Annotated in this window: 21 protein-coding genes; 11 read left to right on the top strand and 10 right to left on the bottom strand. The window is 68.7% G+C overall.

Translation table 11 applies throughout. The features are described 5' to 3' along the window. Positions 1-4: 4 nt before the first annotated feature. A complete protein-coding gene (gene carA / locus HLH34_RS08080; protein WP_183119097.1) occupies positions 5-1,411 on the bottom strand; it encodes a glutamine-hydrolyzing carbamoyl-phosphate synthase small subunit in 1,407 nt (468 codons plus the stop codon). Positions 1,412-1,559: 148 nt separating this feature from the next. Here carA and HLH34_RS08075 point away from each other — a divergent pair, with 148 nt between their 5' ends. The 8 genes from HLH34_RS08075 (at position 1,560) to HLH34_RS08040 (ending at position 9,675) form a co-directional block, all read left to right on the top strand. Further along, positions 1,560-2,018, top strand: a complete 459-nt coding sequence (locus HLH34_RS08075) for a GatB/YqeY domain-containing protein (protein WP_183119096.1) — start codon at positions 1,560-1,562, stop codon at positions 2,016-2,018. Positions 2,019-2,022: 4 nt separating this feature from the next. Next, on the top strand, positions 2,023-3,876 hold the full coding sequence (gene dnaG, locus HLH34_RS08070) for a DNA primase (RefSeq protein ID WP_183119095.1): 1,854 nt from the start codon (positions 2,023-2,025) through the stop codon (positions 3,874-3,876). Between the two features lie 215 nt (positions 3,877-4,091). After that, positions 4,092-6,053: an RNA polymerase sigma factor RpoD gene (gene rpoD / locus HLH34_RS08065; protein ID WP_183119094.1), complete on the top strand. Its 1,962-nt coding sequence runs from the start codon at positions 4,092-4,094 to the stop codon at positions 6,051-6,053. 10 nt (positions 6,054-6,063) lie between these two features. Then, complete coding sequence (locus HLH34_RS08060; protein WP_183119093.1) at positions 6,064-6,642, top strand: GNAT family N-acetyltransferase; 579 nt, start codon at positions 6,064-6,066, stop codon at positions 6,640-6,642. Between the two features lie 189 nt (positions 6,643-6,831). After that, positions 6,832-7,323, top strand: a complete 492-nt coding sequence (gene rpsF, locus HLH34_RS08055) for a 30S ribosomal protein S6 (RefSeq protein ID WP_183119092.1) — start codon at positions 6,832-6,834, stop codon at positions 7,321-7,323. A gap of 6 nt (positions 7,324-7,329) precedes the next feature. Then, positions 7,330-7,605, top strand: a complete 276-nt coding sequence (gene rpsR / locus HLH34_RS08050) for a 30S ribosomal protein S18 (RefSeq protein WP_182944436.1) — start codon at positions 7,330-7,332, stop codon at positions 7,603-7,605. 11 nt (positions 7,606-7,616) lie between these two features. Then, entirely contained in the window at positions 7,617-8,189 is a 573-nt protein-coding gene (gene rplI / locus HLH34_RS08045) for a 50S ribosomal protein L9 (protein ID WP_183119091.1), read from the top strand. Between the two features lie 175 nt (positions 8,190-8,364). Next, entirely contained in the window at positions 8,365-9,675 is a 1,311-nt protein-coding gene (locus HLH34_RS08040) for an SAM-dependent methyltransferase (RefSeq protein ID WP_183119090.1), read from the top strand. Between the two features lie 14 nt (positions 9,676-9,689). Here HLH34_RS08040 and rsmA read toward each other — a convergent pair whose 3' ends face one another. The 9 genes from rsmA to cysQ form a co-directional block, all read right to left on the bottom strand. Continuing rightward, entirely contained in the window at positions 9,690-10,553 is an 864-nt protein-coding gene (gene rsmA / locus HLH34_RS08035) for a 16S rRNA (adenine(1518)-N(6)/adenine(1519)-N(6))-dimethyltransferase RsmA (RefSeq protein WP_183119311.1), read from the bottom strand. Positions 10,554-10,563: 10 nt separating this feature from the next. Further along, the gene (locus HLH34_RS08030) at positions 10,564-11,922 is read right to left on the bottom strand and encodes a peptidylprolyl isomerase (protein ID WP_240162138.1); all 1,359 of its coding nucleotides are present in this window, start codon (positions 11,920-11,922) and stop codon (positions 10,564-10,566) included. A 25-nt stretch (positions 11,923-11,947) separates the two neighbouring features. After that, positions 11,948-14,302 (bottom strand): LPS-assembly protein LptD, encoded by a 2,355-nt coding sequence (locus tag HLH34_RS08025; RefSeq protein WP_183119088.1) that lies wholly within the window; start codon positions 14,300-14,302, stop codon positions 11,948-11,950. After that, complete coding sequence (gene lptG / locus HLH34_RS08020; RefSeq protein WP_183119087.1) at positions 14,302-15,414, bottom strand: LPS export ABC transporter permease LptG; 1,113 nt, start codon at positions 15,412-15,414, stop codon at positions 14,302-14,304. Before lptG ends, HLH34_RS08025 begins: the two co-directional genes overlap by 1 nt. Then, complete coding sequence (gene lptF, locus HLH34_RS08015) at positions 15,411-16,592, bottom strand: LPS export ABC transporter permease LptF (RefSeq protein ID WP_183119086.1); 1,182 nt, start codon at positions 16,590-16,592, stop codon at positions 15,411-15,413. Before lptF ends, lptG begins: the two co-directional genes overlap by 4 nt. Positions 16,593-16,702: 110 nt before the next feature. Then, entirely contained in the window at positions 16,703-18,178 is a 1,476-nt protein-coding gene (locus HLH34_RS08010) for an FAD-binding oxidoreductase (RefSeq protein ID WP_183119085.1), read from the bottom strand. A gap of 70 nt (positions 18,179-18,248) precedes the next feature. After that, entirely contained in the window at positions 18,249-18,782 is a 534-nt protein-coding gene (locus HLH34_RS08005; protein ID WP_183119084.1) for a hypothetical protein, read from the bottom strand. A gap of 62 nt (positions 18,783-18,844) precedes the next feature. Beyond that, a complete protein-coding gene (locus HLH34_RS08000) occupies positions 18,845-19,816 on the bottom strand; it encodes an L-threonylcarbamoyladenylate synthase (protein ID WP_183119083.1) in 972 nt (323 codons plus the stop codon). A 103-nt stretch (positions 19,817-19,919) separates the two neighbouring features. Continuing rightward, positions 19,920-20,714 (bottom strand): 3'(2'),5'-bisphosphate nucleotidase CysQ, encoded by a 795-nt coding sequence (cysQ, locus tag HLH34_RS07995; protein ID WP_183119082.1) that lies wholly within the window; start codon positions 20,712-20,714, stop codon positions 19,920-19,922. 177 nt (positions 20,715-20,891) lie between these two features. Here cysQ and HLH34_RS07990 point away from each other — a divergent pair, with 177 nt between their 5' ends. Genes HLH34_RS07990 through HLH34_RS07980 form a run of 3 tightly spaced genes read left to right on the top strand, consistent with a single transcriptional unit; the run spans position 20,892 to position 23,742 of the window. Then, on the top strand, positions 20,892-22,361 hold the full coding sequence (locus HLH34_RS07990) for a leucyl aminopeptidase (RefSeq protein ID WP_183119081.1): 1,470 nt from the start codon (positions 20,892-20,894) through the stop codon (positions 22,359-22,361). Positions 22,362-22,403: 42 nt separating this feature from the next. Next, on the top strand, positions 22,404-22,850 hold the full coding sequence (locus HLH34_RS07985) for a DNA polymerase III subunit chi (RefSeq protein ID WP_183119080.1): 447 nt from the start codon (positions 22,404-22,406) through the stop codon (positions 22,848-22,850). Between the two features lie 40 nt (positions 22,851-22,890). Beyond that, positions 22,891-23,742, top strand: coding sequence for an aldo/keto reductase (locus tag HLH34_RS07980; protein WP_183119079.1), 852 nt, complete (start codon positions 22,891-22,893; stop codon positions 23,740-23,742). Positions 23,743-23,769 lie beyond the last annotated feature (27 nt).

Here is a 23,769-nt window from a genome sequence, read left to right as displayed (position 1 = left end):
ACTTTCAGGCGGTCGGTGTGGTGCGGTCGATCAGGGCGACGAAGCGTTCGAACAGGTAGAAACTGTCCGATGGGCCGGGGCTGGCCTCGGGGTGGTACTGGACCGAGAAGGCCGGCAGCCGGTCCGAAGCGAGGCCTTCGTTCGATCCGTCGAACAGGCTGGTGTGCGTCACGCGCACGCCCTCGGGCAGGCTGGCCTCGTCCACCGCGAAGCCGTGGTTCTGGCTGGTGATCTCCACCCGGCCGGTGGACAGGTCCTTGACCGGCTGGTTGGCGCCGCGATGGCCGCGCGCCAGCTTGTAGGTCCGCGCCCCCAGCGCCAGGGCCAGAAGCTGGTGGCCCAGGCAGATGCCGAAGACCGGCTTGCCGGCATCCAGCACGCCGCGAATGGCCGGCACGGCGTATTCGGCGGTCGCCGCCGGGTCGCCCGGGCCGTTCGACAGGAACACGCCCGCGGGGTCGTGGGACAGGATCTCGGCCGCCGTGGCGGTGGCCGGGACGACGGTCACGTCGCATCCGGCGCTGACCAGGCAGCGCAGGATGTTGCGCTTCGCCCCGTAATCGACGGCGACGACGCGGCGGCGACGCGCGGGCGGCGTTTGCGTACCGTGCGGCCAGGCCCAGGTACCCTGGTCCCAGGAATAGGCGGCGGCGCAGGTGACATCCTTCGCCAGGTCCATGCCCTCCAGCCCCGGCCAGGCGACGGCGCGCGCGCGCAGGCCGTCCAGGTCGAACAGGCTGTCGGCGGGATAGGCCAGGACCGCGGTCTGTGGTCCGCCGTCGCGCAGGCGCAGGGTGACGGCGCGGGTATCGACGCCGCAGATGCCCGGCACCCCCTGCGCGGCCAGCCAGGACCCAAGCGGCTGGGCGGCGCGCCAGCTGGCGGGTTCGGTCAGGTCCTGCTTGACCACCAGGCCCCGGGCGGCGATGCGCGCGGCCTCGTCATCCTCGCTGTTGGTGCCGACATTGCCGATATGGGGGAAGGTGAAGGTGATGATCTGGCCGGCGAACGACGGGTCGGTCAGCGTTTCCTGGTACCCCGTCATGCCGGTGGAAAAGCACAGCTCGCCGATCGCGGCGCCCTGGGCGGGTGTGTGTGCGCCGAATCCGCGCCCCCACAGGATGGTGCCGTCCGCCAGGACCAGGGCGGCGGTGGCGCCGGCCGGCGGCGCGGCGCTGGGGGCGGAAGGGGGGGAGGCAGTCATCTGGGTCTCCGCTCGGTCGGACGCGCTGTCGGGTTGCAGGTCGGAAAGGGCCAGGCCGGTCTGGCGCAGGATGACCGTCCAGTGCTTGGGTGGAATCGCACGGGCCTGCCGCCATTTGCGGACGGCTTCGGTGCTGACGCCGGCCAGGCGGGCCGCGTTGTCCGCGCCACCCAGGCGTTCAATGATGTTTTCAACCGTCATCGGCATGGAGAATTTTTCCTTCCGGGATTATCTCCTACCAGCGTCCGGATGGGCTGGGAAGAAAATTCCCACCCGGTTTCGGACGGAAGATATGGGAAGAATATTCCATGCGGGCGGTCCCCCCGTCTGCCGGATTTACAGGAGATACGGGATCATGTCGCTGCGCGCACGTTTCATGGATGACCTCAAGGCGGCGATGAAGGCGGGCGAAGCCGGGCGCGTCGGCACGCTGCGCATGATTTCGGCGAAAATAAAGGATGCCGACATCGCCGCCCGGCCCCGCGGCGTGGACAAGATCGGCGATGACGAGGTGGTGGCTACCCTGCGCGGCATGATCAAGTCGCGCGTCGAATCGGCCACGCTGTACCGTCAGGGCGGCCGGGCCGAACTGGCCGAGAAGGAGGAAGCCGAGATCGCGACGATCCGCGCCTACCTGCCGGCCGAACTGGACGCCGCGACCCTGGAGGCGGCGGCGCGGGAGGCGATCGCCGGCGTAGGCGCCACGGGCATGAAGGACATGGGCAAGGTCATGGCCGAGCTGAAGGCCCGTTTCGGCGCCGCGCTGGACGCCGGCCGCGCCAGCGCGGTGGCCAAGTCCCTGCTGACCGCCTGACGCCTTGGCCCTCGATCCTGCCTTTCTGGAAGAGCTTCGCGCCCGCACGCCCATCGCCTCGGTGATCGGGCGGCGGACGAAGCTGACCCGTTCGGGACGGAACTGGAAGGCGTGCTGCCCCTTCCATGGGGAAAAGACGCCGTCCTTCTATGTCTATGACGACCATTTCCACTGTTTCGGCTGCGGCGCGCACGGCGACGTCATTTCCTTCGTCATGCAGAGCGAGGGTCGTTCGTTCCCCGAGGCGGTCGCCGAACTGGCGGGCGAGGCCGGGCTGGAGGTGCCGCGCCCCGGCCCCGCCCAGCGCCAGGCCGAGCAACGGTCCAAAACCCTGTCCGACGTGCTGGAGGCCGTGCAGGCCGCATGGACCCGGCGCCTGCACGCGCCGGAGGGGCGTGCGGGCCTGGCCTATCTGCGCGGCAGGGGCCTGGCGGACGAGACGATCGCGGCCTTCGGCCTGGGCTGGTCCGGCGACGGGCGGGGCGGGGTGCTGGCCGAATTGCAGGCGCAGGGAATCGCCCCTCACCTGGTGGCCGAGGCCGGGCTGATGCGGCTGGACGAGGACGGGCGGCCCAAGGGGGAATTGTTCTTCAACCGCGTGACCTTTCCCATTCGCGACCGGCGTGGGGCGCTGGTGTCCTTCGGTGGGCGGATCCTGGGCGACGGGCAGCCGAAATATCTGAACGGCCCCGAGACCGCGCTGTTTTCCAAGCGGCGGACCCTGTTCGGCCTGGATCGTGCCCGCGCGGCGGTGCGGACGGTCCGTCCACGGGGGACGCCACCGGTCGAACTGGTGGTGGTCGAGGGGTACATGGATGTCATCGCCCTGCATCAGGGCGGCTTTCCCGGTGCCGTGGCGCCGCTGGGCACCGCCCTGACCGCCGAGCAGATGGAAGCCCTGTGGCAGGTATCGGCCGCGCCGATCCTGTGCTTCGACGGGGATGCGGCCGGGCGGCGGGCGGCGGTCAAGGCAGCCGAGACCGGGCTGCCGCTGCTGGACCTGAACCGGACGCTGCGCTTCTGCGCCCTGCCGGAAGGCGAAGACCCGGACAGCCTGCTCCGCCGCCAGGGGGCGGGCGCGGTCGCGACCCTGCTGGACGGCGCCCGGCCGGTGGGCGAGGTGCTGTTCGACCTGCTGACCGAAGGCGTGCGCGATCCGGGGCCGGAACAGCGCGCGGCGCTGCGTCGCCGCCTGACCGAGGCCGCGGCCCTGATCGGCGACAAGGGGCTGGCGGCGGAATATCGCAGCACCCTGCTGGACCGGTTCTTCGAAACCTTCCGCCGCCGTCCCGGCCAGGGGGGACAGGGGGGCAAGCCATGGGGCAAGGGCGCGGGCGCCGCGCCGCGCCCGGTCCGGATCATGGAACGCCCACCGCTCGACGCCCAGGCGACGATGCACGAACGAATGCGTATCCTGACCGCCATCCTGCTGCGCCATCCGCACCTGCTGCCCGAGGTCGAAGATGCCTATTGCCGGCTGGACCTGCCCGCGGGGCTGGCGCGGGTGCGGGCCGGGCTGATGGACATGGCGGCCGCCGGCGACCTGCCGGACGCGGGCGCGCTGGCCGCCGGCCTGGACGCGGCCGGCCTGCGCGACGAACGCGAGGCCGTGCTGGCCACCCAGCCGCTGCCGCTGTCGCTGAGCGCGCCGGACAGCCTGATGGACGTCGAGATCGGCCAGGAATGGTGGCATTTCTACGCGCTGCTGAATGTCCGGCAGTTCGGCGAGGACATCCGCGCCGATACCGAGCGCCTGTGCACCGGCACGCTGGACGAGCGGGCGTGGAACAGCCTGCGCACGCGCCTGCTGGCGTGGGAGGCCCTGCGGCGCGGCGAAATCGACCCCGACGGGGGCTGAGGTTTTTTGCCCGGCGGGGCGCCGGCCCTTGACTTCACCGCTCGAATCGACCACCTGCACGACACTGTAAATTGTCAGATGCGATAGAATGGCCGTTTCGTGTCCGTTCGCGCGCCATGGCCCCAAGGGCGTGGGGCCGGCATGCCGAAACGGGCCGTGATGTCGTCGCGGGGGCGGACGCCGCGGCAGCATAGCAGGTAGGGATTAGGCAGGCGATGGCGACAAAGACAGCCGCGGGTTCGGAAGCGACTTCTGGCGAACAGGATAACGACACCACTCTGCTGGACACGCAATCCGGAGCCGTCAAGAGGCTGATCGCCCGAGGCAAGGAACGCGGCTACATCACGTTCGACGAACTGAATGCCGTCCTGCCGCAGGACCAGATGTCGTCCGAGCAGATCGAGGATGTCATGGCGGTCCTGTCCGAAATGGGCATTCAGGTCGTCGAGAACGAAGATAACGACGACACCGAGGCCAATCGCGAGGAAAAGGCCGAAGAGGCCGATACCGAAAGCGAGGAAACCGGCGGCGCGGCGGGCAATGTCGACACCGAAAGCCTGGGCCGCACCGACGACCCGGTGCGCATGTACCTGCGCGAGATGGGGTCGGTCGAACTGCTGTCGCGCGAGGGCGAAATCGCCATCGCCAAGCGGATCGAGGCCGGCCGCGACGAGATGATCGGCGGCCTGTGCGAAAGCCCGCTGACCTTCAGGGCCATCATCTCGTGGCACGAGCGCCTGAAGGCAGGCGAGATGCTGCTGCGCGACATCGTGGACCTGGAGGCCATGCAGTCGGGTGGCGCCGGCCCCGACGTCGAAGGGGTGGAGGACGGCGCCGAGCCGCAGGACGAGGCGAGCTTCGACACCGCGCCGGAGAACGAGGACGGCGAGGAAGGCGAGGGCGCCGGCCTGTCGCTGTCGGCGCTGGAGGAGAAGCTGAAGCCCGAGATCCTCGCGCAGTTCGAGGAAATCGAGGAGCTGTACTCGCGGCTGCAGAAACTGCAGTCCAAGCGTCTGGAGACCCTGACCTCGGGCGCCGAAATGTCGGACAAGTCCGAAAAATCGTACGAGAAGCTGCGCGAGGAACTGGTCGGCAAGGTCCAGCAGGTGCACCTGCACAACACCCGTATCGAGGTGCTGGTGCTGCATCTGAAGGAGATCTTCCAGCGGCTGAACGGCCTGGAAGGGCGGATGCTGCGCCTGGCCGAGAGCACCAAGGTCTCGCGCGACGACTTCCTGATCAAATATCGCGGCAGCGAACTGGATCCGGGCTGGATGGATATGGTGTCCGCCCTGCCGGGCAAGGCGTGGAAGAATTTCGTCGCCAAGCATGCGGCGACGGTCCTGACCCTGCGCGGCCAGGTGGCCACCCTGTCGCAGGAAACCGGCCTGCCGGTCGGCGAATTCCGCCGCGTCTACGCGACCGTGTCGCGCGGCGAGCGCGATTCGGCGCGCGCCAAGAAGGAAATGATCGAGGCCAACCTGCGTCTCGTGATCTCGATCGCCAAGAAGTACACCAATCGCGGCCTGCAGTTCCTGGACCTGATCCAGGAGGGCAACATCGGCCTGATGAAGGCCGTGGATAAGTTCGAATATCGTCGCGGCTATAAATTCTCGACCTATGCCACATGGTGGATTCGCCAGGCGATCACGCGGTCGATCGCCGACCAGGCGCGCACCATCCGCATTCCGGTCCATATGATCGAGACGATCAACAAGCTGGTCCGGACCTCGCGCCAGATGCTGCACGAGATCGGGCGCGAGCCGGCGCCCGAGGAACTGGCCGAGAAGCTGGGCATGCCGCTGGAGAAGGTGCGCAAGGTCCTGAAGATCGCCAAGGAGCCGATCTCGCTGGAAACGCCGATCGGCGACGAGGAAGACAGCCACCTGGGCGACTTCATCGAGGACAAGACGGCGGTCATCCCGCTGGACGCCGCGATCCAGACCAATCTGCGCGAGGCGACGACGCGCGTGCTGTCGTCGCTGACCCCGCGTGAGGAACGTGTGCTGCGCATGCGCTTCGGCATCGGCATGAACACCGACCACACGCTGGAGGAAGTCGGCCAGCAGTTCAACGTGACGCGCGAGCGCATCCGCCAGATCGAGGCCAAGGCGCTGCGCAAGCTCAAGCACCCCAGCCGCAGCCGCAAGCTGCGCTCGTTCCTTGACGATAACTGATCCGGGCCTGATGGGCGCCCTGAACCGGCCCGCCGGGCCGATGACCCGCGCGGCGGTGGTGGTGACGTTCCTGTGCATGGACCGTCCGCCCGCCGGCCCGGCGCCGGCGTTGCCGGACGGGTATCGCATCGTCCACCATCCGGCCCCCGACATCGCGCTCTATCGCAGCCTGTATGACGGCGTCGGGCAGGATTACTGCTGGTGGCTGCGCCGGACGATGCCGGATGCCGAACTGGGCGCACTGCTGCGCGATCCCGGTATCCGGGTGAACGTGCTGTGGCAGGATGGGCGGATCGGCGGGTTCTTCGAACTGGACTGCCGCGTGGCCGGCGAAGTGAACCTGGCCTATTTCGGCCTGATGCCCGACCAGATCGGGCGCGGGGTAGGGCAGGCCTTCCTGCGTGCGGCGCTCGACGCCGCCTGGGCGTTCCATCCGGCCAGCGTGCGGGTGAATACCTGTTCGGCCGACCATCCGCGTGCGTTGGACACCTACCTGCGCGCAGGCTTCCGGCAGGTCCGCACCATGCGCGAAATCTGGGACATTCCCGACGCGCTTGGGCTGGTCGTCCCCGCCGCTTTGCGTCTCTGAGGGGCCTGAAGGCCGATTTTTCGGCCTGTGGCGGAGTTTTCCCTTGTGGCCGGGCGGGGTTCGTGCTTCACACCCCTCCTTCCCTGCCCGGGCGCGGCATCGCCCCGGCTATACCCATGCCCCGCGGGAGGGGCGCCGTGCGGACCGTGTCCGGCGCGGTCGGGTTGATTTTATCCGAAGGGAGTTCCCATGCCGTTGTATGAAACTGTGTTCATCGCGCGTAATGACGTGTCGCAGCAGCAGGTCGAGGCCGTCGCCGACGGGATCGCCAGCCTGCTGGAAGCCGAAGGCGGCGCCGTCAAGAAGCGCGAATATTGGGGCCTGCGCAGCCTGGCCTATCGCATCAAGAAGAACCGCAAGGGGCATTACATGCTTCTGGGTCTGGATGCGAAGTCCGAGACGATCAAGGAAATCGAGCGTCAGCTGAGCCTGAACGAGGACGTGATGCGCGTCCTGACCCTGCGCGTCGACGAGATCGACGAGGCGCCGTCCGTGATCCTGTCCCGCAAGGGCGACGAGCGCGAGCGCGGCTTCCGTGGTCCGAAGCCCACCGGCCGGTTCGAGAGCGGACGCGGCGGCGGTGGCGGCGGCGGTGGCCGTCGCAGCTACGACGATCGCGAGGAGTTCCGGGCGCGCGGCGAGCGTGAAGACGCGCGCGACACCGACGGCGAAGCGGAGTAAGAATTCATGTCTGACACCACCGAGATCAATCCCGCCGCCCGTCGCGTGGCCGTGGGTGCCCGCCGGCCGTTCTATCGCCGTCGCAAATCCTGCCCGTTCTCCGGCCCGAACGCGCCGAAGATCGACTACAAGGACGTGCGCCTGCTGAGCCGCTTCCTGTCCGAGCGTGGCAAGATCGTTCCCAGCCGCATCACCGCGGTGTCCGCGAAGAAGCAGCGTGAGCTGGCCCAGGCGATCAAGCGGGCCCGCTTCCTGTCCCTTCTGCCCTACATCGTCGGCTGAGGAGACAGGTCATGTCCGCAGTAGAACTGATCCTGCTCCAGCGCGTCGAGAAGCTGGGCCAGATGGGCGAGATCGTGAAGGTCAAGCCGGGATACGCGCGCAACTTCCTGCTGCCGCAGGGCAAGGCCATTCGCGCCAACGCCCTGAACCGCGAGCGGTTTGACCGCGAGCGCGTGCAGCTCGAGGCGCTGAACATCAAGCGCCGCGAGGAGGCCGAGCGCCTGTCCGAGCGGATGCACGGCCTGGTCGTCGTGCTGATCCGCCAGGCCGGCGACAGCGGCAGCCTGTACGGTTCGGTCACGACCCGCGACATCGCCGAGGCGACGACCGCCGCCGGTCTGACCGTCGCGCGTTCGCAGGTGGTGCTGGCCGATCCGATCAAGCAGCTGGGCCTGTATGAGGTCCGCGTTGCCCTGCATCCGGAAGTGTCGATCCCCGTCACCGTGAACGTGGCCCGGTCGGAAGAAGAGGCCGAGCGCCAGGCGCGCGGCGAGGCCATCGGCGTCGAGGACGACGAGCCGTCGGGCTTCGTCGAGGAAGCCCTCGTCGAGGAGACGGCGGCCGAGGACGCGGCGGAAGCCTGATCCATCGGGCATCCTGTGGCGCGTTGCGCGCCGCAGACGTCTGCAAAGGCCCGGGGGAGCATCGCTCCCCCGGGCCTTTGTCTTTGGAAAGGCTGGGGAAAGTCTCCATTCCGGTTCTTTACGGATCGTCATCCAGCGGTCATGTTTGCCATGCGAACTGCATGGAGAAGCGCCAATGACGCCCGTAATCGACAGGGTCCTTCGCAGTTTCATCTCCCGGGGGCGGCTGGACGTCGTCTTTGCCGACGGAACGCGCCGTACCTACGTCGGCGCACCGGGCCCCGTGGCGGCGATGCGGATTCTTTACCCGTCGGTCGAGCGCCGGCTGATCTTCAATCCCGGCCTGGCGTTCGGCGAAGCCTACATGGACGGTGCCGTCGTACCCGACGGCTGCACGCTGTACGACCTGCTGGACCTGCTGATGACCAACAGCATGGGGACAGGCCATGCCGGCGAGATGGTCGCGAGCCTGGTGCGCTATGGCAAGCGAACCTGGACGCAGTTCAACCCGGCGTCGCGGTCGCGGCGGAACGTCGCCCACCATTATGATCTGAACGGCGCGCTGTACGACCTGTTTCTCGACCGGGACCGGCAATATTCCTGCGCCTATTTCCCACGCGGGGACGAGACGCTGGACGAGGCGCAGGAGGCCAAGAAACGCCACATCGCCGCCAAGCTGCGCCTGGACCGGCCGGACCTGGAGGTCCTGGACATCGGCTGTGGCTGGGGGGGCATGGCGCTGACCCTGGCGCGGGACTATGGCGCGCGGGTCACCGGGATCACCCTGTCCGAGGAGCAGCTGGGCGTCGCGCGCCGGCGCGCGGCCGAGGAAGGCCTGTCCGATCGGGTCCGTTTCGAACTGGTGGATTATCGCGCGGTGACCCGGCGGTATGACCGCATCGTGTCGGTCGGCATGTTCGAACATGTCGGCGTCGGCCATTACCGGCAGTTCTTCGGCATCGTGCACGACATCCTGGCCGAGGACGGCGTGATGCTGCTGCATTCCATCGGCCGCAATGACGGCCCCGGATCGACCAACCCCTGGATCGACCGCTATATCTTCCCCGGCGGGTACTCACCCTCGTTGAGCGAGACCTTCGCGGCGATCGAGAAATCGGGCCTGTGGGTCACGGATTGCGAAGTGCTGCGCCTGCATTACGCGAAGACCATCGCCCTGTGGCGCGAACGTTTCGCCGCCAGCCGCGCGCGGGTCGCCGCCATGTATGACGAACGGTTCTGCCGGATGTTCGAATTCTATCTGGTCGGCGCGGAACTGTCGTTCCGGGTGCAGGGGCACATGAATTTCCAGCTTCAGATCACGCGGTCGATCGACGCCGTGCCGCTGACGCGGGATTATATGCTCGACACCGAACGTGCGGCGGCCCTGTCCTGCGTCGCGGATAACGTGGAGGAACCCCTGGCGGTCGGCGGCAAGGCGCCCGCTCGGCGTGCCCCGCGTCGGAAGACGGCGAAAACGGGCGGCTGAGAGGCGGGATGGCGTCAGCCGTCCGCGCGTCCGCCAATCCGTGCCAGGTGGCAGTGCGCCAGGCGGTCGAATTCAGCGATGTCCAGCGTTTCGGCCCGGCGTTCGCCGCTGATGCCGGCGGCCGCCAGCAGGGTTTCGCCCCCCAGTGGGCGTAATGCGCCGCGCAGCATCTTGCGCCGCTGGCCGAAGGCGGCGGCCGTGACCTGCTCCATGGCGCGAAACAGGGCGGGGTCCGGCTGGGTCGCATGCGGGGTCAGGCTGACGACGGCGGAATAGACCTTGGGGGGCGGCGAGAATGCCCCGGGCGGGATTCGCATCACCAGAGCGCACACGCTGGTCCACTGCGCCAGCACCGCCAGGCGACCATAATGCGGCGTGTCCGGGGCGGCGCAGATCCGCTCGGCCACCTCCATCTGGAACATCAGGGTCAGCCGTTCCCACTGGGCCGCCTGTCGCAGCCAGCCGACCAGCAGGGGCGTTCCGACATTATAGGGCAGGTTGGCCACCACCTGGCGCGGCGCCGGGCACAGCGCGGCAAGATCCTGGCGCGTGGCATCGGCTTCGACCAGGCGCAGGCGCTGGGGGAACAGGGCGGCAAGTTCGCCGATCACCGCCACGGCGCGCGGGTCGATCTCCACCGCCGTGACGGTCTCGGCGGGGCTGTCCAGCAGGGCGCGGGTCAGGCCGCCGGGGCCGGGTCCGACCTCGACGACATGACGGCCCGCGAGGTCGCCGGCCAGGGCGGCGATGCGCGTGGTGATGCCCGGGTCCAGCAGGAAATGCTGGCCCAGTGCCTTGCGTGCGTCCAACCCGTGCCGGGCGATGACCTCGCGCAGCGGTTCGAGATCGGCCGTCCCGCCGGGAAGGGGGATGGTCAGGAGCCGGTCCTCATGCCTTCGAGCGCATTTCGATGACGGCGCGGCGGTGCAGGTCGCGGTTCAGCTGCCGCGACGTCTGTTCGACCCGTTCGTTCAGCAGTTGGTCCGCGATCTCGCTGGGGGTCTGCTGGGCGAAATTCTTCTGCTGGCGGCCGCAGACCATCAGGATCTCGATCCCGTCGGTCGAGACCAGGGGACGGCTGGCCTTGCCCACCGCCAGGCCGGCCAGCACCTGCTGCATCTGCGGATTGATGCGCTCCAGCACCAGCTCCCCAGGGTTGGACGGACGCTTCTCGCCGTATTTGCGATTGACCGCCTCCAGATCTTCGCACGAATGCGCGCTGTTCGAAATCTGCGTCGCCTGCTGCAGGGTCGCCCGTTGCTGCTCGGTCGGGTTCTGGGGGTTCAGCTGCGTCGTGAACGGCAGGAAGGCCTGACGCAGCGACAGCACCGTGCCCATCTGGTGGCCGACCGTGCGGCGGCCCTCCAGGGTCGCGATGACGAAACCGCCTGCGACCCGGATAGGGTTGGAAATGGCGCCGATCGGCATCTGCCGGACCACCGCCACGACCTGCGGATCGAGGCTGTCTTCCTGTACCCAGCCCATCATGCCGCCATCCAGCGCCGACTGGTTCTGCGAAAACTGGGCGGCGACGATGGGGAAGGGGGCGCCGTTGCGCAGTTCCTGGATGACCGTCTCGGTGAATTTCAGCTCGTTCTCGGAATGGCGGGGATCATCGACCGGCACGAAGATTTCGCTGATCATGTACTGCGGCTTGCCGTCCTCGTGCCGCAGCGCTTCCTCGCGCTGGGCGATTTCGGCGGCGGTGGTGCGGCCGCGCGCGCCCATCTCCTCGCGCAGCACCTGCGTCCAGCCCAGTTGCACGCGGATCTGGTCGATCAGGGTGGTCAGCGAGATCCCGTCCTGGGCCAGCCGGTCGCGCAGCGCGTTCTGGGGCATGCCGTTGCGATGCTCGATATCGGCGATCGAGGCTGCGATCTGCTCGGGCGGGACGTTGATGTGCCGCGAGAGCATTTCCTGCTGGCGCAGGCGCTCGTCGATCAACTGCCGGACGATCTGCGGGCGCAGGCGCGTCATGACCTCGTCGCTGACGTTCAGGCCGGACGACAGGGCGAACAGGCGGCCGCGATTGTCGACGTCGCGGCGGGTCAGCACCGTGCCGTTGATGACCGCGACGATCGAATCCTGGTGGATCGACACATCGTCCGCAACCGGCGCCGGCGGGGCGGCCAGCGCCGCGCCGCCGACGCAGGCCGCAAGTCCGGCCGCCAGGGCGAACGACAGGACGCCACGGCCGGTCCTGCTACCGTGCGGGGGAAACGCGGTCTTGGAAAAGCGGGCTCGCATGCTGTTCGGTCTCTTATGCATGTGGTCAGCCATGGATACCAAAGGACCCGATGGTCTTGAAAGTCAGGGTGAACATAATGGTCGAATTGCGCTGCTGGCCGCCGATGGACGTGTACTGCTTGAGATACATGATATCGAAGGCGAAGCAGTCGTTCTGGTAGCCCGCGTCGCCACCCATGGCGACGAATTGCTGCCGCGCCAGGCTGCGGCGGATGAATCCCGACAGGTGATAGTGCTGCCAGTTCGTCGAGGCGCCGAGCGTCAGTTCGTTCATCCGCGCATTGTAGGCCGCCGGCGGCGCGCCGGTCTGGATATTGGTGGCATAATAATAGTACGGGGTCACCGGTTCATAGACATAGCCGCCGGTGACGCGGAAATGGTCGACACCGGTGCTGATCAGCCCGTCGCCGAAATCGATCCGCTTTGCATAGGGGTCGACGCGCACCCGGCCCGTAACGTCGATGAAGCGGCTCGGCGCGATGCGCGCGCGGGCGACGACGTCCGACAGATGGTGGTTCAGCCCCGAATAGGGAATGCGGTCGTGCTCGATATGTTCCTGGATGCTTTCGCCGACCAGCGTGTCGACTTCATGCCCGTTCCAGGTCCAGTTGCCGTGGACGCCGAAATTGCCGCGCAACCCGCCGTCCAGGCGGTCCGTCCCCGGATAGCGGTTCAGCGAGAACAGCGTGGAATCGGTGAATTCATAGCTGAGGCTGTCTTCGTTCGGCAGGTAGCTGGTCCGGCCGTTGCCGGTATTGGGCGCCGCGATGATCTGGGCGATCGGTTCGAGGATCTGCGTGCCCTTGCCCCGGTTGAAGGTGCGCAGGAACGGCCAGTTCATCTTCAGCGCGACGGTCGGCAGGACCTGCCCGGTGACCTGCTGGCGCATGGTGGGGGCATAGAGCGGCTGTTCGTTCAGGGCCGTTGCCCGATGGATTGCGGATTCCAGATGCAGGGTCAGCATCCAGAGCTGCCCCAGCCGGTTGTGGAAGGGCCGGTCCCAGTTCAGCGAGAGCTGTCCGCGCTGGTCCGACACGCCGTTGGCGCGGTAGACGTAGAAATCGGTGGTGTCGAGGGCGAAGCGCCCGCCCAGCGCGTCGGGCTGCCCGAAATAGCTGTAGGTGTAGCGGGGCAGCACCCAGGGCAGGTCGCTGTTGCGGATGACGCCCTGGTTCAGGCCCTGGTAGGCCTGCGCGTCGATCCGTGAGTAGGCGCCGGTGCCGAAACCTTCCAGATAGACGTTGGACGACAGCGTTTCCTGGCCGTAGCCGGAAATGCGGTAGTCACGCATGTAGTTCGCCGAACTGGCCAGGTTGATGTTGGCGCCCACGCGCCAGTTGCGCGAAATCGATGCCTTGCCCTGGGCGAAGACGTAGCCCTGGATGCCGTGATCGTTGGTCGATTCGGCCGTGTTGCCGAACGTGTTGACGTAGGAGCCCTGGCGGTGGGTGTCGTAGGCGACGCCCCCCACGATGCTCAGGGTGCCGAAATTCATGACGTTGCGGTACTGGGTGCTGATCTGCGGCCCGGTGCGGGTCGACACCAGGCCCTGGATCGTCATGTCGGACTGCCGGTCGATCACCCAGTAATAGGGAATGGTGAAGTAAGCGCCCAGGTAGCGGTCGTGCGGCGTGATCCCGGGTGTCAGGAACCCGCTCTGCCGCTTGACGGACGGATCGGACATCGAGAACGCGGGCAGATACATGACCGGGATGCCCAGCATGTCCACATAGGCATCGCGGAAATCTATGCGCTTGTGTTCGGTGTCGTGGGTCGCGTCGTAGGCGCGCAACTGCCAGAAGGGCGGGCGTTGCGGATGTTTCGCGCAGATCTCGCACGCCGTGTAGACCGCGCGGGCCAGGTCGTTCACCCGCGCGTCGACCCGGCGCATGCCGTTTGCCGCCAGCTTCGCGTTGTCGGTCATCAGGATATGCAGGCGCGTGCTGATGCCGTCGCGCATGCCGTTGCTCAGTTCGGCATAGTCGGTGAACAGCACCGTGCCGTCGGGTTCGACCATCGCGACATGGCCCGACGCGGCGGCGATGCCGGTATTGCGGTCGTAGGTGACGGTGTCGGCGCGCAGGACGTGGTCGTTCTGCCAGATCTGGACGTTGCCCGACCAAGTCACGATGCCGTTGGGATTGTCGTAGTTGACGGTGTCGGACTGGAAGGTCACCGGGTCCTTTTCGGACATCGGGCCGCCCAGATCGACGTGCAGGGGCCGGACCTGCGCGCGGGCGCGATGGGTCTGTACCGCGGCGCCCACCAGCGTGCCCGCCAGCATCGTGGCGGCCAGCAGCGTGCCGCGTGCCTGTGGGTGCCCGTCCCGGACAAGGCCGCGGACATGGCGAAACGGGCGGCGGGGTTCAGGACTTGGCATTATCCGTCTTCTAAATGAAGCAGAAGAGAAACTGCAAGGCAGAGTCCCGCCCCCGTCGGGGCCCAGGCCGCCAAAACAGGCGGCATGGCGCCGGAATCGCCGAATTGGGCGGCAACCTTGGAAATCGTGAACAGGGCGAATCCGGCGGCGACGCCGCTGCCGATCATGCGCGCGACGCCGCCGCGCCGCGTCGGGCGCATCGAGAATCCGGCCGCCACCAGCGCCATGGTGCCCGACAGGATCGGCAGGGTCAGCAGGGTCTGGAAATGCAGCCGGTGGCGGATGGACGAAAATCCCGATCGCTCCAGCAGCGCGATGAAGCCCGGCAGCGCCCAGACCGACAGCGTGTCGGGCGAGGCGAAGCTGTCCTGCACGCGCGGCACCGTCAGGTCCGTCGGCAGGTCGAAATCCCCCACCGCGACCGGCAGGCGGTCGGGATGGACGCTGCGTGCGTCCTCGAAGATCCATTTGCCCTTGCCCAGGTGGCCGCGCGGGGCCTCGATGCGGACGATCAGATGGTCGGTCTCGTCCAGCCGGAACAGGCTGATGCCGCCGATCTGCAGGACCTTGCCCTGCAGATGCACCGAGCGGGCATGCAGGATGGCCACCCCGTGCGGGCTGAGGGCGGTATCGGCCTGGCGGATCCACAGCGCCCCGTCGGCGAGGTCGAGCGGCCCGCCGCCGTTGCGCAGATAGACATGATCCAGCGTTTCGGCGCGGCGGAACATCATCGACGACAGCGGCGACAGCACCCCGGTGGCCAGGGCGCCGATCAGCAGGGCGCAGGACAGCGGCCCGGTCAGGAATTGCCAGGCGGAAATCCCGGCGGCGCGCGCCACGATCAGTTCGGACGAGCGGGTCAGGCGCCAGAAGCAGACGATGCCGCCCAGCAGGACCCCGAACGGCAGGATCTCGATCATGAAATAGGGGACGTGCAGGATCGCGATTTCGCTGACCAGCGAGGTCGGCACATTGGGGCGGGTCGCCACCCGCCGCAGCAGGTCGATGAAGTCGAACAGGGACACCAGCCCGGTCAGCGACAGGATCATCGCCATGACCGCCAGCATGAACTGGCGGGCGATGTAGAACGACAGCGTGACCGAGACGGTCATGGGCGCGACGGCCCCATTGCGCCGGGCAGGCCGGCATGCCGCTGCCGGGCACAGCGCCATTCGGGCAGGAACAGGATCACCGCGCAGGCGACGCCGGGCACGATGGCCTCGATCCACATCAGCGGGATCAGCCCGGTATTCCGGCTTGCCAGATTCTGCACCAGCAGGCTGAGGGCCAGCAGGCCCACGACGCTCATGATCGCCACCGCCGGGCGAAGGATGCTGCCATGGCGCGAGAATGCGCCGCGCAGCACGCTGAAAAGGCCGATCATCGCGAACGAGAAGGCGGTGAACGGCGTGGTCAGCCGCCGCCAGGCCTCGACGGCGAACTTGCCGCGATCGCGGGACGAGACCTCCAGCGGGTTGGGGTGCAGCAGTTCGTGCAGGGACAGTTCCGTGGCATCGCGAAAGCGGGCCTGATCCCCGTGTGACGAGGTCAGGTCGATGGTGTTGCGCTGGAACGTCAGGACGTTCAGCCGACCGGTCTTGCGGTCGATTTCCTCGCGCGAGCCATTGAACAGGACGACGCGCGGCTGGTTGTCGATCACCAGCATCGTACCGTGTTCGGCCAGGATCGTGGCCTGGCTGGTGGGCTGGCGGTCGTCCTCGACCATGATGCCGTGCAGGGTGCCGTCCCGGTCGCGCGTGCGGATATAGACCGTCATGGTGTCGGACACCGGGGTGAAGACGCCTTCCTGCAGCATGAAGGCGGCCATGCGGTTGCGGATCTGGAATTCGTACTGCCGGAAGGCGTGGTACGACATCGGGACAATCCAGAGATTCAATAGGAAGCATGCCGCGACCGACATGCCGGTACAGAGCAGTCCAGGCCGGGCGATGAAGAAGGGCGACAGGCCGGCCGCGCGCATGACGGTCAGTTCGCGGTCGCCGGCCAGGCGCTGATAGACGAACTGCACCACCACGAAGGTGGTGATGGGCAGGATGACGGCGACGAAGGAGGGGACCAGAAGACCGGTCAGCCCGATAAAGACCCGCAGCGACAGGCCCCGTTCGACCACCAGCGAGACGAAGCGCAGCGACTGCGTCAGCCAGATCAGAGCCGACAGGCCGCCCGTGGTCGCCACCAGCGCCAGCAGAAGCTGGCGCAGCACATAGCGGTCCAGCATCGGCAAGCGCGATCTCGGCGGCAGGCTGGTGGCGGACCGGGCGAACGACATATGCCTATGTAGCTTTCCATGGTGCGGGGTGAAAGCCCCGCGGCATAGGTGCTATACGACTGTTATGGAGGCGGATCGTCTTCCCACCCGCCTGCGCATGCCCTGCCTGCTCAGCCCGGGTGGGCCGGGGCGTCCGGCTGCTCGTCGGAGGGGAAGACCGCGCCGGGGTTCATCACGCAGCCCGGGTCGATGGCCTCCTTGATCCGCCGCATGGTCGCCAGTTCGGCGCCGCCGCGCCAGTCGGGCATCATGTAGGGCTTCAGCCGGCCCACCCCGTGTTCGGCTGAGAACGAGCCGTCGAGGTCGCGGACGATGTCCGCCACCGTGTCCATGATGCGGTGGTCCATCGCCAGGAAGGCGGCGGGGTCCATGCCTTCGGGCTGCACCAGGTTGAAATGGATGTTGCCGTCGCCGATGTGGCCGAACGGCGCGGGGCGGATGCCCGGGACCAGAGCCACGCAGGCGGCAGAGGCCCGGGCGATCAGGTCCGGCACGTGGGAAACGGGGACCGACACGTCGTTCTTGATGCTGGCCCCGGCGCGGCGCTGTGCCTCGGCATGTTCCTCGCGCAGTTTCCACAGCGCCAGGCGCTGGCCCTCGCTTTCGGCGATGACGGCGTCGCTGACGGTGCCGTCTTCCAGCGCGGCGCCCAGGACGTCCTCGAGCGCGGTGCGCAGGTCGGCATTCGCCCGGGGGGTGGCCAGTTCGACCAGCACGTAGGCCGGGGCGGGTTCGGACAGGGGCAGGCTGGCGCCGGGCACCAGGGTCGTGACCAGATCCATGCCGGCGCCGGACATGTATTCGAACGCCTGGATCAGGGCCGGGTCCTGCGCGCGGAAGGCGGCGAACAGGGCCAGCGCCGCCGCCGGGTCGGCCAACGCGCACAACGCGGCCTCGACGGCGCGGGGCTGCGGCTGCAACTGCAGGATGGCGGTGCTGATGATGCCCAGCGTGCCTTCCGACCCCACGAAAAGCTGCCGCAGGGCGTAGCCGGTATTGTCCTTGCGCAGCCGGCGCAGGCCGTGGAACACCTGACCATCGGGCAGAACGGCCTCCAGCCCCAGGACCAGTTCGCGTGCATTGCCGTAGCGGACGGTATTGTTGCCGCCGGCATTCGTCGCCAGCACGCCGCCGATCTGGGCCGACCCTTCGGACGAGATGGACAGCGGCAGCATCAGCCCGGCCTCCCGCGCCGCGTCCTGCGCGGCTTTCAGCGTCACCCCGGCCTCGACTTCCATGGTCAGGTCGACCGGATCGATCCGCCGCACCCGGTTCATGCGCGACAGGCAGATGACGACCGCGCGGCCCGAGGCATCGGGCGTGGCGCCGCCTACCATGCTGGTGTTGCCGCCCTGGGGCACCATGGCGACGCCGTCGCGGGCGCACAGCGCCACCGCCTGGGCCAGTTCCGCGGTGTTGGCCGGGCGCAGCACCGCCGCCGCCCGTCCGTGATACAGCGCGCGCCAGTCGGTGCAGAACGGCTCGACGTCCGACTGCTCGGTCAGCAGGCCGGCCGGCCCCAGCAGGGCGGCAAGGCGGGACAGCAGGTCGGCGGAGGGGGCGTTCGGCGCGGGGCAGGCGGGCATGGCAGTCGGTTCCGTGGCAGGTTTCAGGCAGGCGGCGGACTGGTGTGCGCGGCGCCCCGTATATGCAGGATCAGCGCAGGGGGGCCGCGATGCCCGGCGCGGGCGTGTCGAAGGCGTGATACAGGCTGGTTCCGGCGATTCCGGCAAGGGCGCCGACCGTGACGGCCAGGACGATGACCGGCCGCCGCTTCGCCGGGCGGGCCTGCATGATCGACAGGGCGGCCTGGGTCTCCGCACGGGCCTGCTGCGTCAGATAAAGCTGCGAGCGCAGTTCCTCGGCCCGCGCACGGGCGCTGCGCAGGTCGAGGTCGAGCTTGTTCAGGCTTTCGGTCAGCTGCGCGATATGGGCACGGGCGACCTGCATCTCGGCTGCACCGGCGCCGGCGCTGGCGCGCGGGGCGCGGGCACGGGGCTGGCGCGCGGGCGGATTGGGCGCGATGGCGGTGAACAGATTCTTCAGCGCGCCGCCGGTCACGGCGTTGCGGCGCGCGCGGTTGCGGATCGCCTCCAGCGCATTGGCGGACTGTCCCGGCTGATCCTCCAGCACCAGGGCCAGGATGTCCGACAGGATCTTCAGTTCCTTGGGGTCGAAGGCGTTGCTCATGGCCATGTGTCAGCGGGGAGGGGGACAGGTGGCGGTCATGCGGCCCATTGTCGGACGGGGCGTCATATCGGCCGGGGGGAAGCAGCGCGGCGCAGGCGGTCGCGGATGGCCCGGCCCAGGCCCACGCGGGGGATCGGCATCGCCGCGATCCGCGACAGTCCGCGCCGCGCGCCCTCGCTGTCCAGGAAGCGCAGGCCGGCGAACAGACGGGCCGCGGCCTCGTCCAGCCGTCCCTCGGGGCTGAGGTTCCAGACCAGCCCCGCCCCCGGAATTTCCGGCCCGAAGGCCAGCAGGGCCTCGTCGGGGGCGACATCCTGCGCATCCAGCCGCACCGGCAGGCCCGGCGCGTAATGCGACGCCAGCTGCCCGGGCGAGGTGGGCAGGGTGTGGGCGTAATCGTCGGGGTGCGAGATCGGGCCGCAGACCTCCTCCAGCGCCTCAACCGTGATGCCGCCGGGCCGCAGCAGCACCGGGGACGTGCCGGTCAGGTCCAGGACGGTGCTTTCCACCCCCACCGGGCATGGGCCGGAATCCAGCACCGCATCGATGCGTCCCTGAAGGCCGCGCAGCACATGATAGGCGTCCGACGGGCTGACCTTGCCCGACAGGTTGGCCGACGGTGCGGCGACCGGTCGGCCGACGGCGCGCAGCAGTTGGGTGGCAACAGTGCCGCGCGGCACACGCACCGCCACCGACGGCAGGCCCGCCGCCGCAAGGTCCGAGACGGTGCCGCCGGGCTGGCGCGGCAGCACCAGCGTCAGCGGGCCGGGCCAGAAGCGTTCGGCCAGGCGGCGGGCCAGGTCGGTGGGCACGCCTTCGCGGAAGGCGGCCTCGGCGTCGGCGAAATGGCTGATCAGCGGGTTGAAGCGCGGGCGTTCCTTGGCCGCGAAGATACGCGCGACGGCCGCGTCGTCGGTCGCGTCCGCACCCAGCCCGTAGACGGTCTCGGTCCCGAAGGCGACCAGCCGGCCCGCCCGCAGCAGGTCGGCCGCCCGGGCGATCCCGGCGGCGCTTGCGTCCAGACGCTCTGTCATCCTGTCTCCGTTACCCGTCACTTGCGCTGTGGTCACTGCTGCGGCCCGCGTCCGGGCCTGCCCGGTCATGCCGGACGTCAGGCGGGATTATAGCCTGACATCGTCAGGAATGCTCCCGCTTTCCCGCGCAGATGAACTGCGGATTGCGCCATTGCGGCTTGCCGTAGCGCAGGGGGGAACCATCCAGCAGGGTGACAGTTCCGCCGGCGGCCTCGACCACCGCCTGGGGGGCGGCGGTGTCCCATTCCATGGTCGGGCCCAGCCGGGGGTACAGGTCGGCGCGGCCTTCGGCCACGCGGATGAACTTGGCCGCCGACCCGATATTGCCCAGCGATGCGATGGGATGCCCGCCCAGGAACGTCGCCAGCCGCGGGTCGTCGGCATAATGGCGCGACGCCAGGACGGTCAGGCCCTCGTCCGGAGCAGGGCGGACGTGGATGGCGTGTTCGCCGTCCCGGTCGAACCGGCGGGCGCCGTCGGCGACATGGGCCGCGTACAGTTCGTGATAGGCCGGCAGCGCCACCGCGCCCAGCACCGCGCGGCCGTCGCGGACCAGCCCGATATTCACCGTGAAATCGTCACGGCCGGCGGCGAATTCCCGCGTGCCGTCCAGCGGGTCGACCAGCCAGAAGACATCACCGTGCGCGATCTCGATTCCGGCGGCGGCCTCCTCCTCGGCGATGACGGGAATGTGCGGGGCGGCGGCGCGCAGCCCGGCCAGGATATGGGCCTCCGCCGCGTGGTCGGCCTCGGTCACCGGGGAGGAGTCGGATTTCGTGACGGTCTGGAACCCCCGGGCGCGGATCGTGCGGATCAGTTCCGCGGCTTCACCGGCCAGGCGGGTGGCAAGGGCCAGAAGGTCCCGGTCGCCGGGATGGAAGAGGGAGGGCGTGTTCATGCCATCCGACTTAACCCACTCGTGCTTCGGCGTCATGCGTGTTTCTGTGTCCAAGGTCGGGGGCCCTGGTCGGGCGCGGGATATTGGATTTTGGACAGATGGGCGCGCATGCGTCATTCTGGGCGGATATTTCAGGGGACCGTGCCGTTCCCTACTCGATACCGGAGCGATCGCCCCATGCTGCAGATACAGTTTTCCGCCGCCGACCTGCCTGCCGGCGGGGTGTTGGCCCTGCTGGTGGCCGAGGACGGCCCGCGTCCGCCCCTGTTCGCGGCCGCCGACGCGGCGACCGGGGGGGCGCTGTCGCGCGCCGTCGCTGCGGCAGCGTTCGGGTTCGGCAGCGGACGGACCTGCATGATTCTGGCGCCCGGCGGTGGTTTCGACCGCGTCCTGCTGGTGGGGCTGGGCAAGAGCGCCGAGATCGGAGTCCGCACGGTCGAGACCGCCGCCGGCGCCGCCGTGACGGCGCTGGGCAAGCTGGCCGAGTCCGCGACCCTCGCCGTGGACGGCGTGCCTGCCGCCCTGGTGGCCCATGCCGCCCATGGGGGGACGCTGGCCGCGTACCGGTTCGACCACTACCAGACCCGCATCCCGGAAGACGCCCGCTGGCGGCTGGACAGGCTGGACATCCTGACGCCGGCGGCGGCGCACGCCAAGGCGGCCTGGGCGGGGCTGTCGGCGGTGACGCGGGGCGTCTGCCTGACCCGCGACCTGGTCAGCGAACCCGCGAATGCCCTGCGGCCCCCCGAATTCGCCCAGCGGATCGAGGCCCTGCGCGAACTGGGGGTCGAGATCGAGGTGCTGGACGGCGCGGCGATGGCCGAACTGGGGTTCGGCGCGCTGCTTGGCGTGGCGCAGGGCAGCGACGCCCCGCCCCGGACGGTGCTGATGCGCTGGAACGGCGCCGGGACCGACGAGGCCCCGCTGGCCTTCATCGGCAAGGGCGTGACCTTCGATTCGGGCGGAATCTCGATCAAGCCGGCTGGCGGGATGGAGGAGATGAAGACTGACATGGCCGGCGCCGCCGCCGTGGTGGGGTTGATGGCGGCCCTGGCGGGCCGCAAGGCGCGCGTCAATGTCGTCGGCGCGGTCGGGCTGGTCGAAAACATGCTGGCCGGCAACGCCCAGCGCCCCGGCGACGTGGTGCGGACCTGTTCGGGCCAGACGATCGAGGTCATCAACACCGATGCCGAGGGGCGGCTGGTGCTGGCGGATGTGCTCTGGTACGTGCAGGACCGCTTCCGGCCGCGCCTGATGGTCGACCTGGCGACCCTGACCGGCGCCATCGTCGTCGGCCTGGGGCATGAGCACGCGGGCCTGTTCTCCAACGACGACACGCTGGCGCAGCGCCTGTCGGCCGCGGGCGAGGAAACCGGCGAGCGCCTGTGGCGCATGCCGATGGCCGATGCCTATCGCGAGGCCCTGCGCTCGGACATCGCGGACCTGAAGAACGTGGGCGGCCGCCCGGCGGGGGCGATCACGGCGGCGAAATTCCTGGAATATTTCGTCAACCAGGTGCCCTGGGCGCATCTGGACATCGCCGGCACCGCCTGGGCCAAGAAGGGGGTGCCCTGCACGCCCAAGGGGGCCTCGGGCTTCGGCGTCCGCCTGCTGGACCAGTTCGTCCGCGAACATTACGAGGGCTGAGCAAGGGGGCGCGGCAGAACACAGGGGCGCGACCGGGGCACCATGGCGGAAATCGGGTTCTATCATCTGACGCGATCGTCGCTGGACCAGGCGTTGCCGCCCTTGCTGGGACGCACGCTGGAGGCCGGACGGCGCGCGGTCGTGCGCTGCGCCGATGCGGGCCGGGTAAAAGAACTGGATGACGCGCTGTGGCGGTCGGCCGAGCCGGTCTGGCTGCCGCACGGCACGGCGGCGCTGGGGCATGCGGCGCTCCAGCCCATCTGGCTGACCGAAGGCGAGGACGCCCCCAACGGCGCCACCTACCTGTTTCTGGTCGACGGGGTCGCCTGCGCCGATCCGCAACCGTTCGAGCGTATCTTCGACCTGTTCGACGGCGGCGACCCCGAGGCCGTGGCCGGGGCGCGCCGCCGCTGGGCGGCTTGCCGCGAGGCCGGCCACACCCTTGTCTACTGGCAGCAGCAGGCAAAAGGATGGACCCGCAAGGCCTGAAAGGTCGGGGCCGGAGTACGCACTGGGAGGGCAAATCCGCATGATGGGCACCGTCACATTTTCCAATGGCACGCAGGTTCCGGCACTCGGCATGGGGACGTGGAATATCGGCGACCGCGCCGACCGTCGCGCGCAGGAAGTCGAAAGTCTTCGCGCGGGGCTGGATCTGGGGCTGCGGGTCATCGACACCGCCGAGATGTACGGGGGCGGCCGGTCCGAAACGCTGGTCGGGCAGGCGATCGCCGGCCGGCGCGACGAGGTGTTCCTGGTGAGCAAGATCCTGCCCTCCAACGCCTCGCGCCAGGGTGTGGCGGAAAGCTGCCGGGCGTCGCTGCGCCGGCTGGGCACCGAGCGGATCGACCTGTACCTGCTGCACTGGCCGGGCGCGGTGCCGCTGGAGGAAACGATCGAGGCGTTCGAGCGGCTGAAGGCCGAAGGGCTGATCGGGGCCTGGGGCGTGTCCAATTTCGATGTGGACGACATGGCGGACGTGCACCGTATTTCGCCGGACGGCTGCCTGGCCAACCAGATTCTCTACAGCCTCGATTATCGCGGGGTGGAATACGACCTGCTGGAGGACGACCGCAGGCAATCCGTTGTTACCATGGCCTATTCGCCGCTGGGCCAGGGTGGGGAACTGCTGCGTGCGCCCGTGCTGGCACGGATCGCGGCGCGGCATGAAACGGCGCTGGGGCCGGCCACGCCGGCGCAGGTGGCGCTGGCCTGGGTGCTGCGCCAGCCCAACATGCTGGCGATTCCCAAGGCCGCCAGCCTGCCTCATCAGCGCCAGAACGTGGCGGCGGCGGACATCGTGCTGACTGAGGCGGATCTGGCCGCGATCGACCGGTCGATCCCGCCGCCCCGCCGCAAGGTTCCCCTCGCCATGATCTGACCGGCATGGTTTGATGCCGCGCGGCCG

The organism is Gluconacetobacter azotocaptans (assembly GCF_014174355.1).
GTDB classification, from domain to species: Bacteria; Pseudomonadota; Alphaproteobacteria; order Acetobacterales; family Acetobacteraceae; genus Gluconacetobacter; species Gluconacetobacter azotocaptans.
The sequence above is the reverse complement of the archived record's forward strand: the minus strand, read 5'-3'. Positions and strand labels throughout refer to the sequence as shown.

Excerpts from the sequence above, each read along its gene's own strand:
- carA (WP_183119097.1), bottom strand. The coding sequence starts at position 1,411 with ATGCCGATGACGGTTGAAAACATCATTGAACGCCTGGGTGGCGCGGAC.
- HLH34_RS08075 (WP_183119096.1), top strand. The coding sequence starts at position 1,560 with ATGTCGCTGCGCGCACGTTTCATGGATGACCTCAAGGCGGCGATGAAG.
- rpoD (WP_183119094.1), top strand. The coding sequence starts at position 4,092 with ATGGCGACAAAGACAGCCGCGGGTTCGGAAGCGACTTCTGGCGAACAG.
- HLH34_RS08060 (WP_183119093.1), top strand. The coding sequence starts at position 6,064 with ATGGGCGCCCTGAACCGGCCCGCCGGGCCGATGACCCGCGCGGCGGTG.
- rpsF (WP_183119092.1), top strand. The coding sequence starts at position 6,832 with ATGCCGTTGTATGAAACTGTGTTCATCGCGCGTAATGACGTGTCGCAG.
- rpsR (WP_182944436.1), top strand. The coding sequence starts at position 7,330 with ATGTCTGACACCACCGAGATCAATCCCGCCGCCCGTCGCGTGGCCGTG.
- rplI (WP_183119091.1), top strand. The coding sequence starts at position 7,617 with ATGTCCGCAGTAGAACTGATCCTGCTCCAGCGCGTCGAGAAGCTGGGC.
- HLH34_RS08040 (WP_183119090.1), top strand. The coding sequence starts at position 8,365 with ATGACGCCCGTAATCGACAGGGTCCTTCGCAGTTTCATCTCCCGGGGG.
- HLH34_RS08030 (WP_240162138.1), bottom strand. The coding sequence starts at position 11,922 with ATGCGAGCCCGCTTTTCCAAGACCGCGTTTCCCCCGCACGGTAGCAGG.
- HLH34_RS08025 (WP_183119088.1), bottom strand. The coding sequence starts at position 14,302 with ATGCCAAGTCCTGAACCCCGCCGCCCGTTTCGCCATGTCCGCGGCCTT.
- lptG (WP_183119087.1), bottom strand. The coding sequence starts at position 15,414 with ATGACCGTCTCGGTCACGCTGTCGTTCTACATCGCCCGCCAGTTCATG.
- lptF (WP_183119086.1), bottom strand. The coding sequence starts at position 16,592 with ATGTCGTTCGCCCGGTCCGCCACCAGCCTGCCGCCGAGATCGCGCTTG.
- HLH34_RS08010 (WP_183119085.1), bottom strand. The coding sequence starts at position 18,178 with ATGCCCGCCTGCCCCGCGCCGAACGCCCCCTCCGCCGACCTGCTGTCC.
- HLH34_RS08005 (WP_183119084.1), bottom strand. The coding sequence starts at position 18,782 with ATGAGCAACGCCTTCGACCCCAAGGAACTGAAGATCCTGTCGGACATC.
- HLH34_RS08000 (WP_183119083.1), bottom strand. The coding sequence starts at position 19,816 with ATGACAGAGCGTCTGGACGCAAGCGCCGCCGGGATCGCCCGGGCGGCC.
- cysQ (WP_183119082.1), bottom strand. The coding sequence starts at position 20,714 with ATGAACACGCCCTCCCTCTTCCATCCCGGCGACCGGGACCTTCTGGCC.
- HLH34_RS07990 (WP_183119081.1), top strand. The coding sequence starts at position 20,892 with ATGCTGCAGATACAGTTTTCCGCCGCCGACCTGCCTGCCGGCGGGGTG.
- HLH34_RS07985 (WP_183119080.1), top strand. The coding sequence starts at position 22,404 with ATGGCGGAAATCGGGTTCTATCATCTGACGCGATCGTCGCTGGACCAG.
- HLH34_RS07980 (WP_183119079.1), top strand. The coding sequence starts at position 22,891 with ATGATGGGCACCGTCACATTTTCCAATGGCACGCAGGTTCCGGCACTC.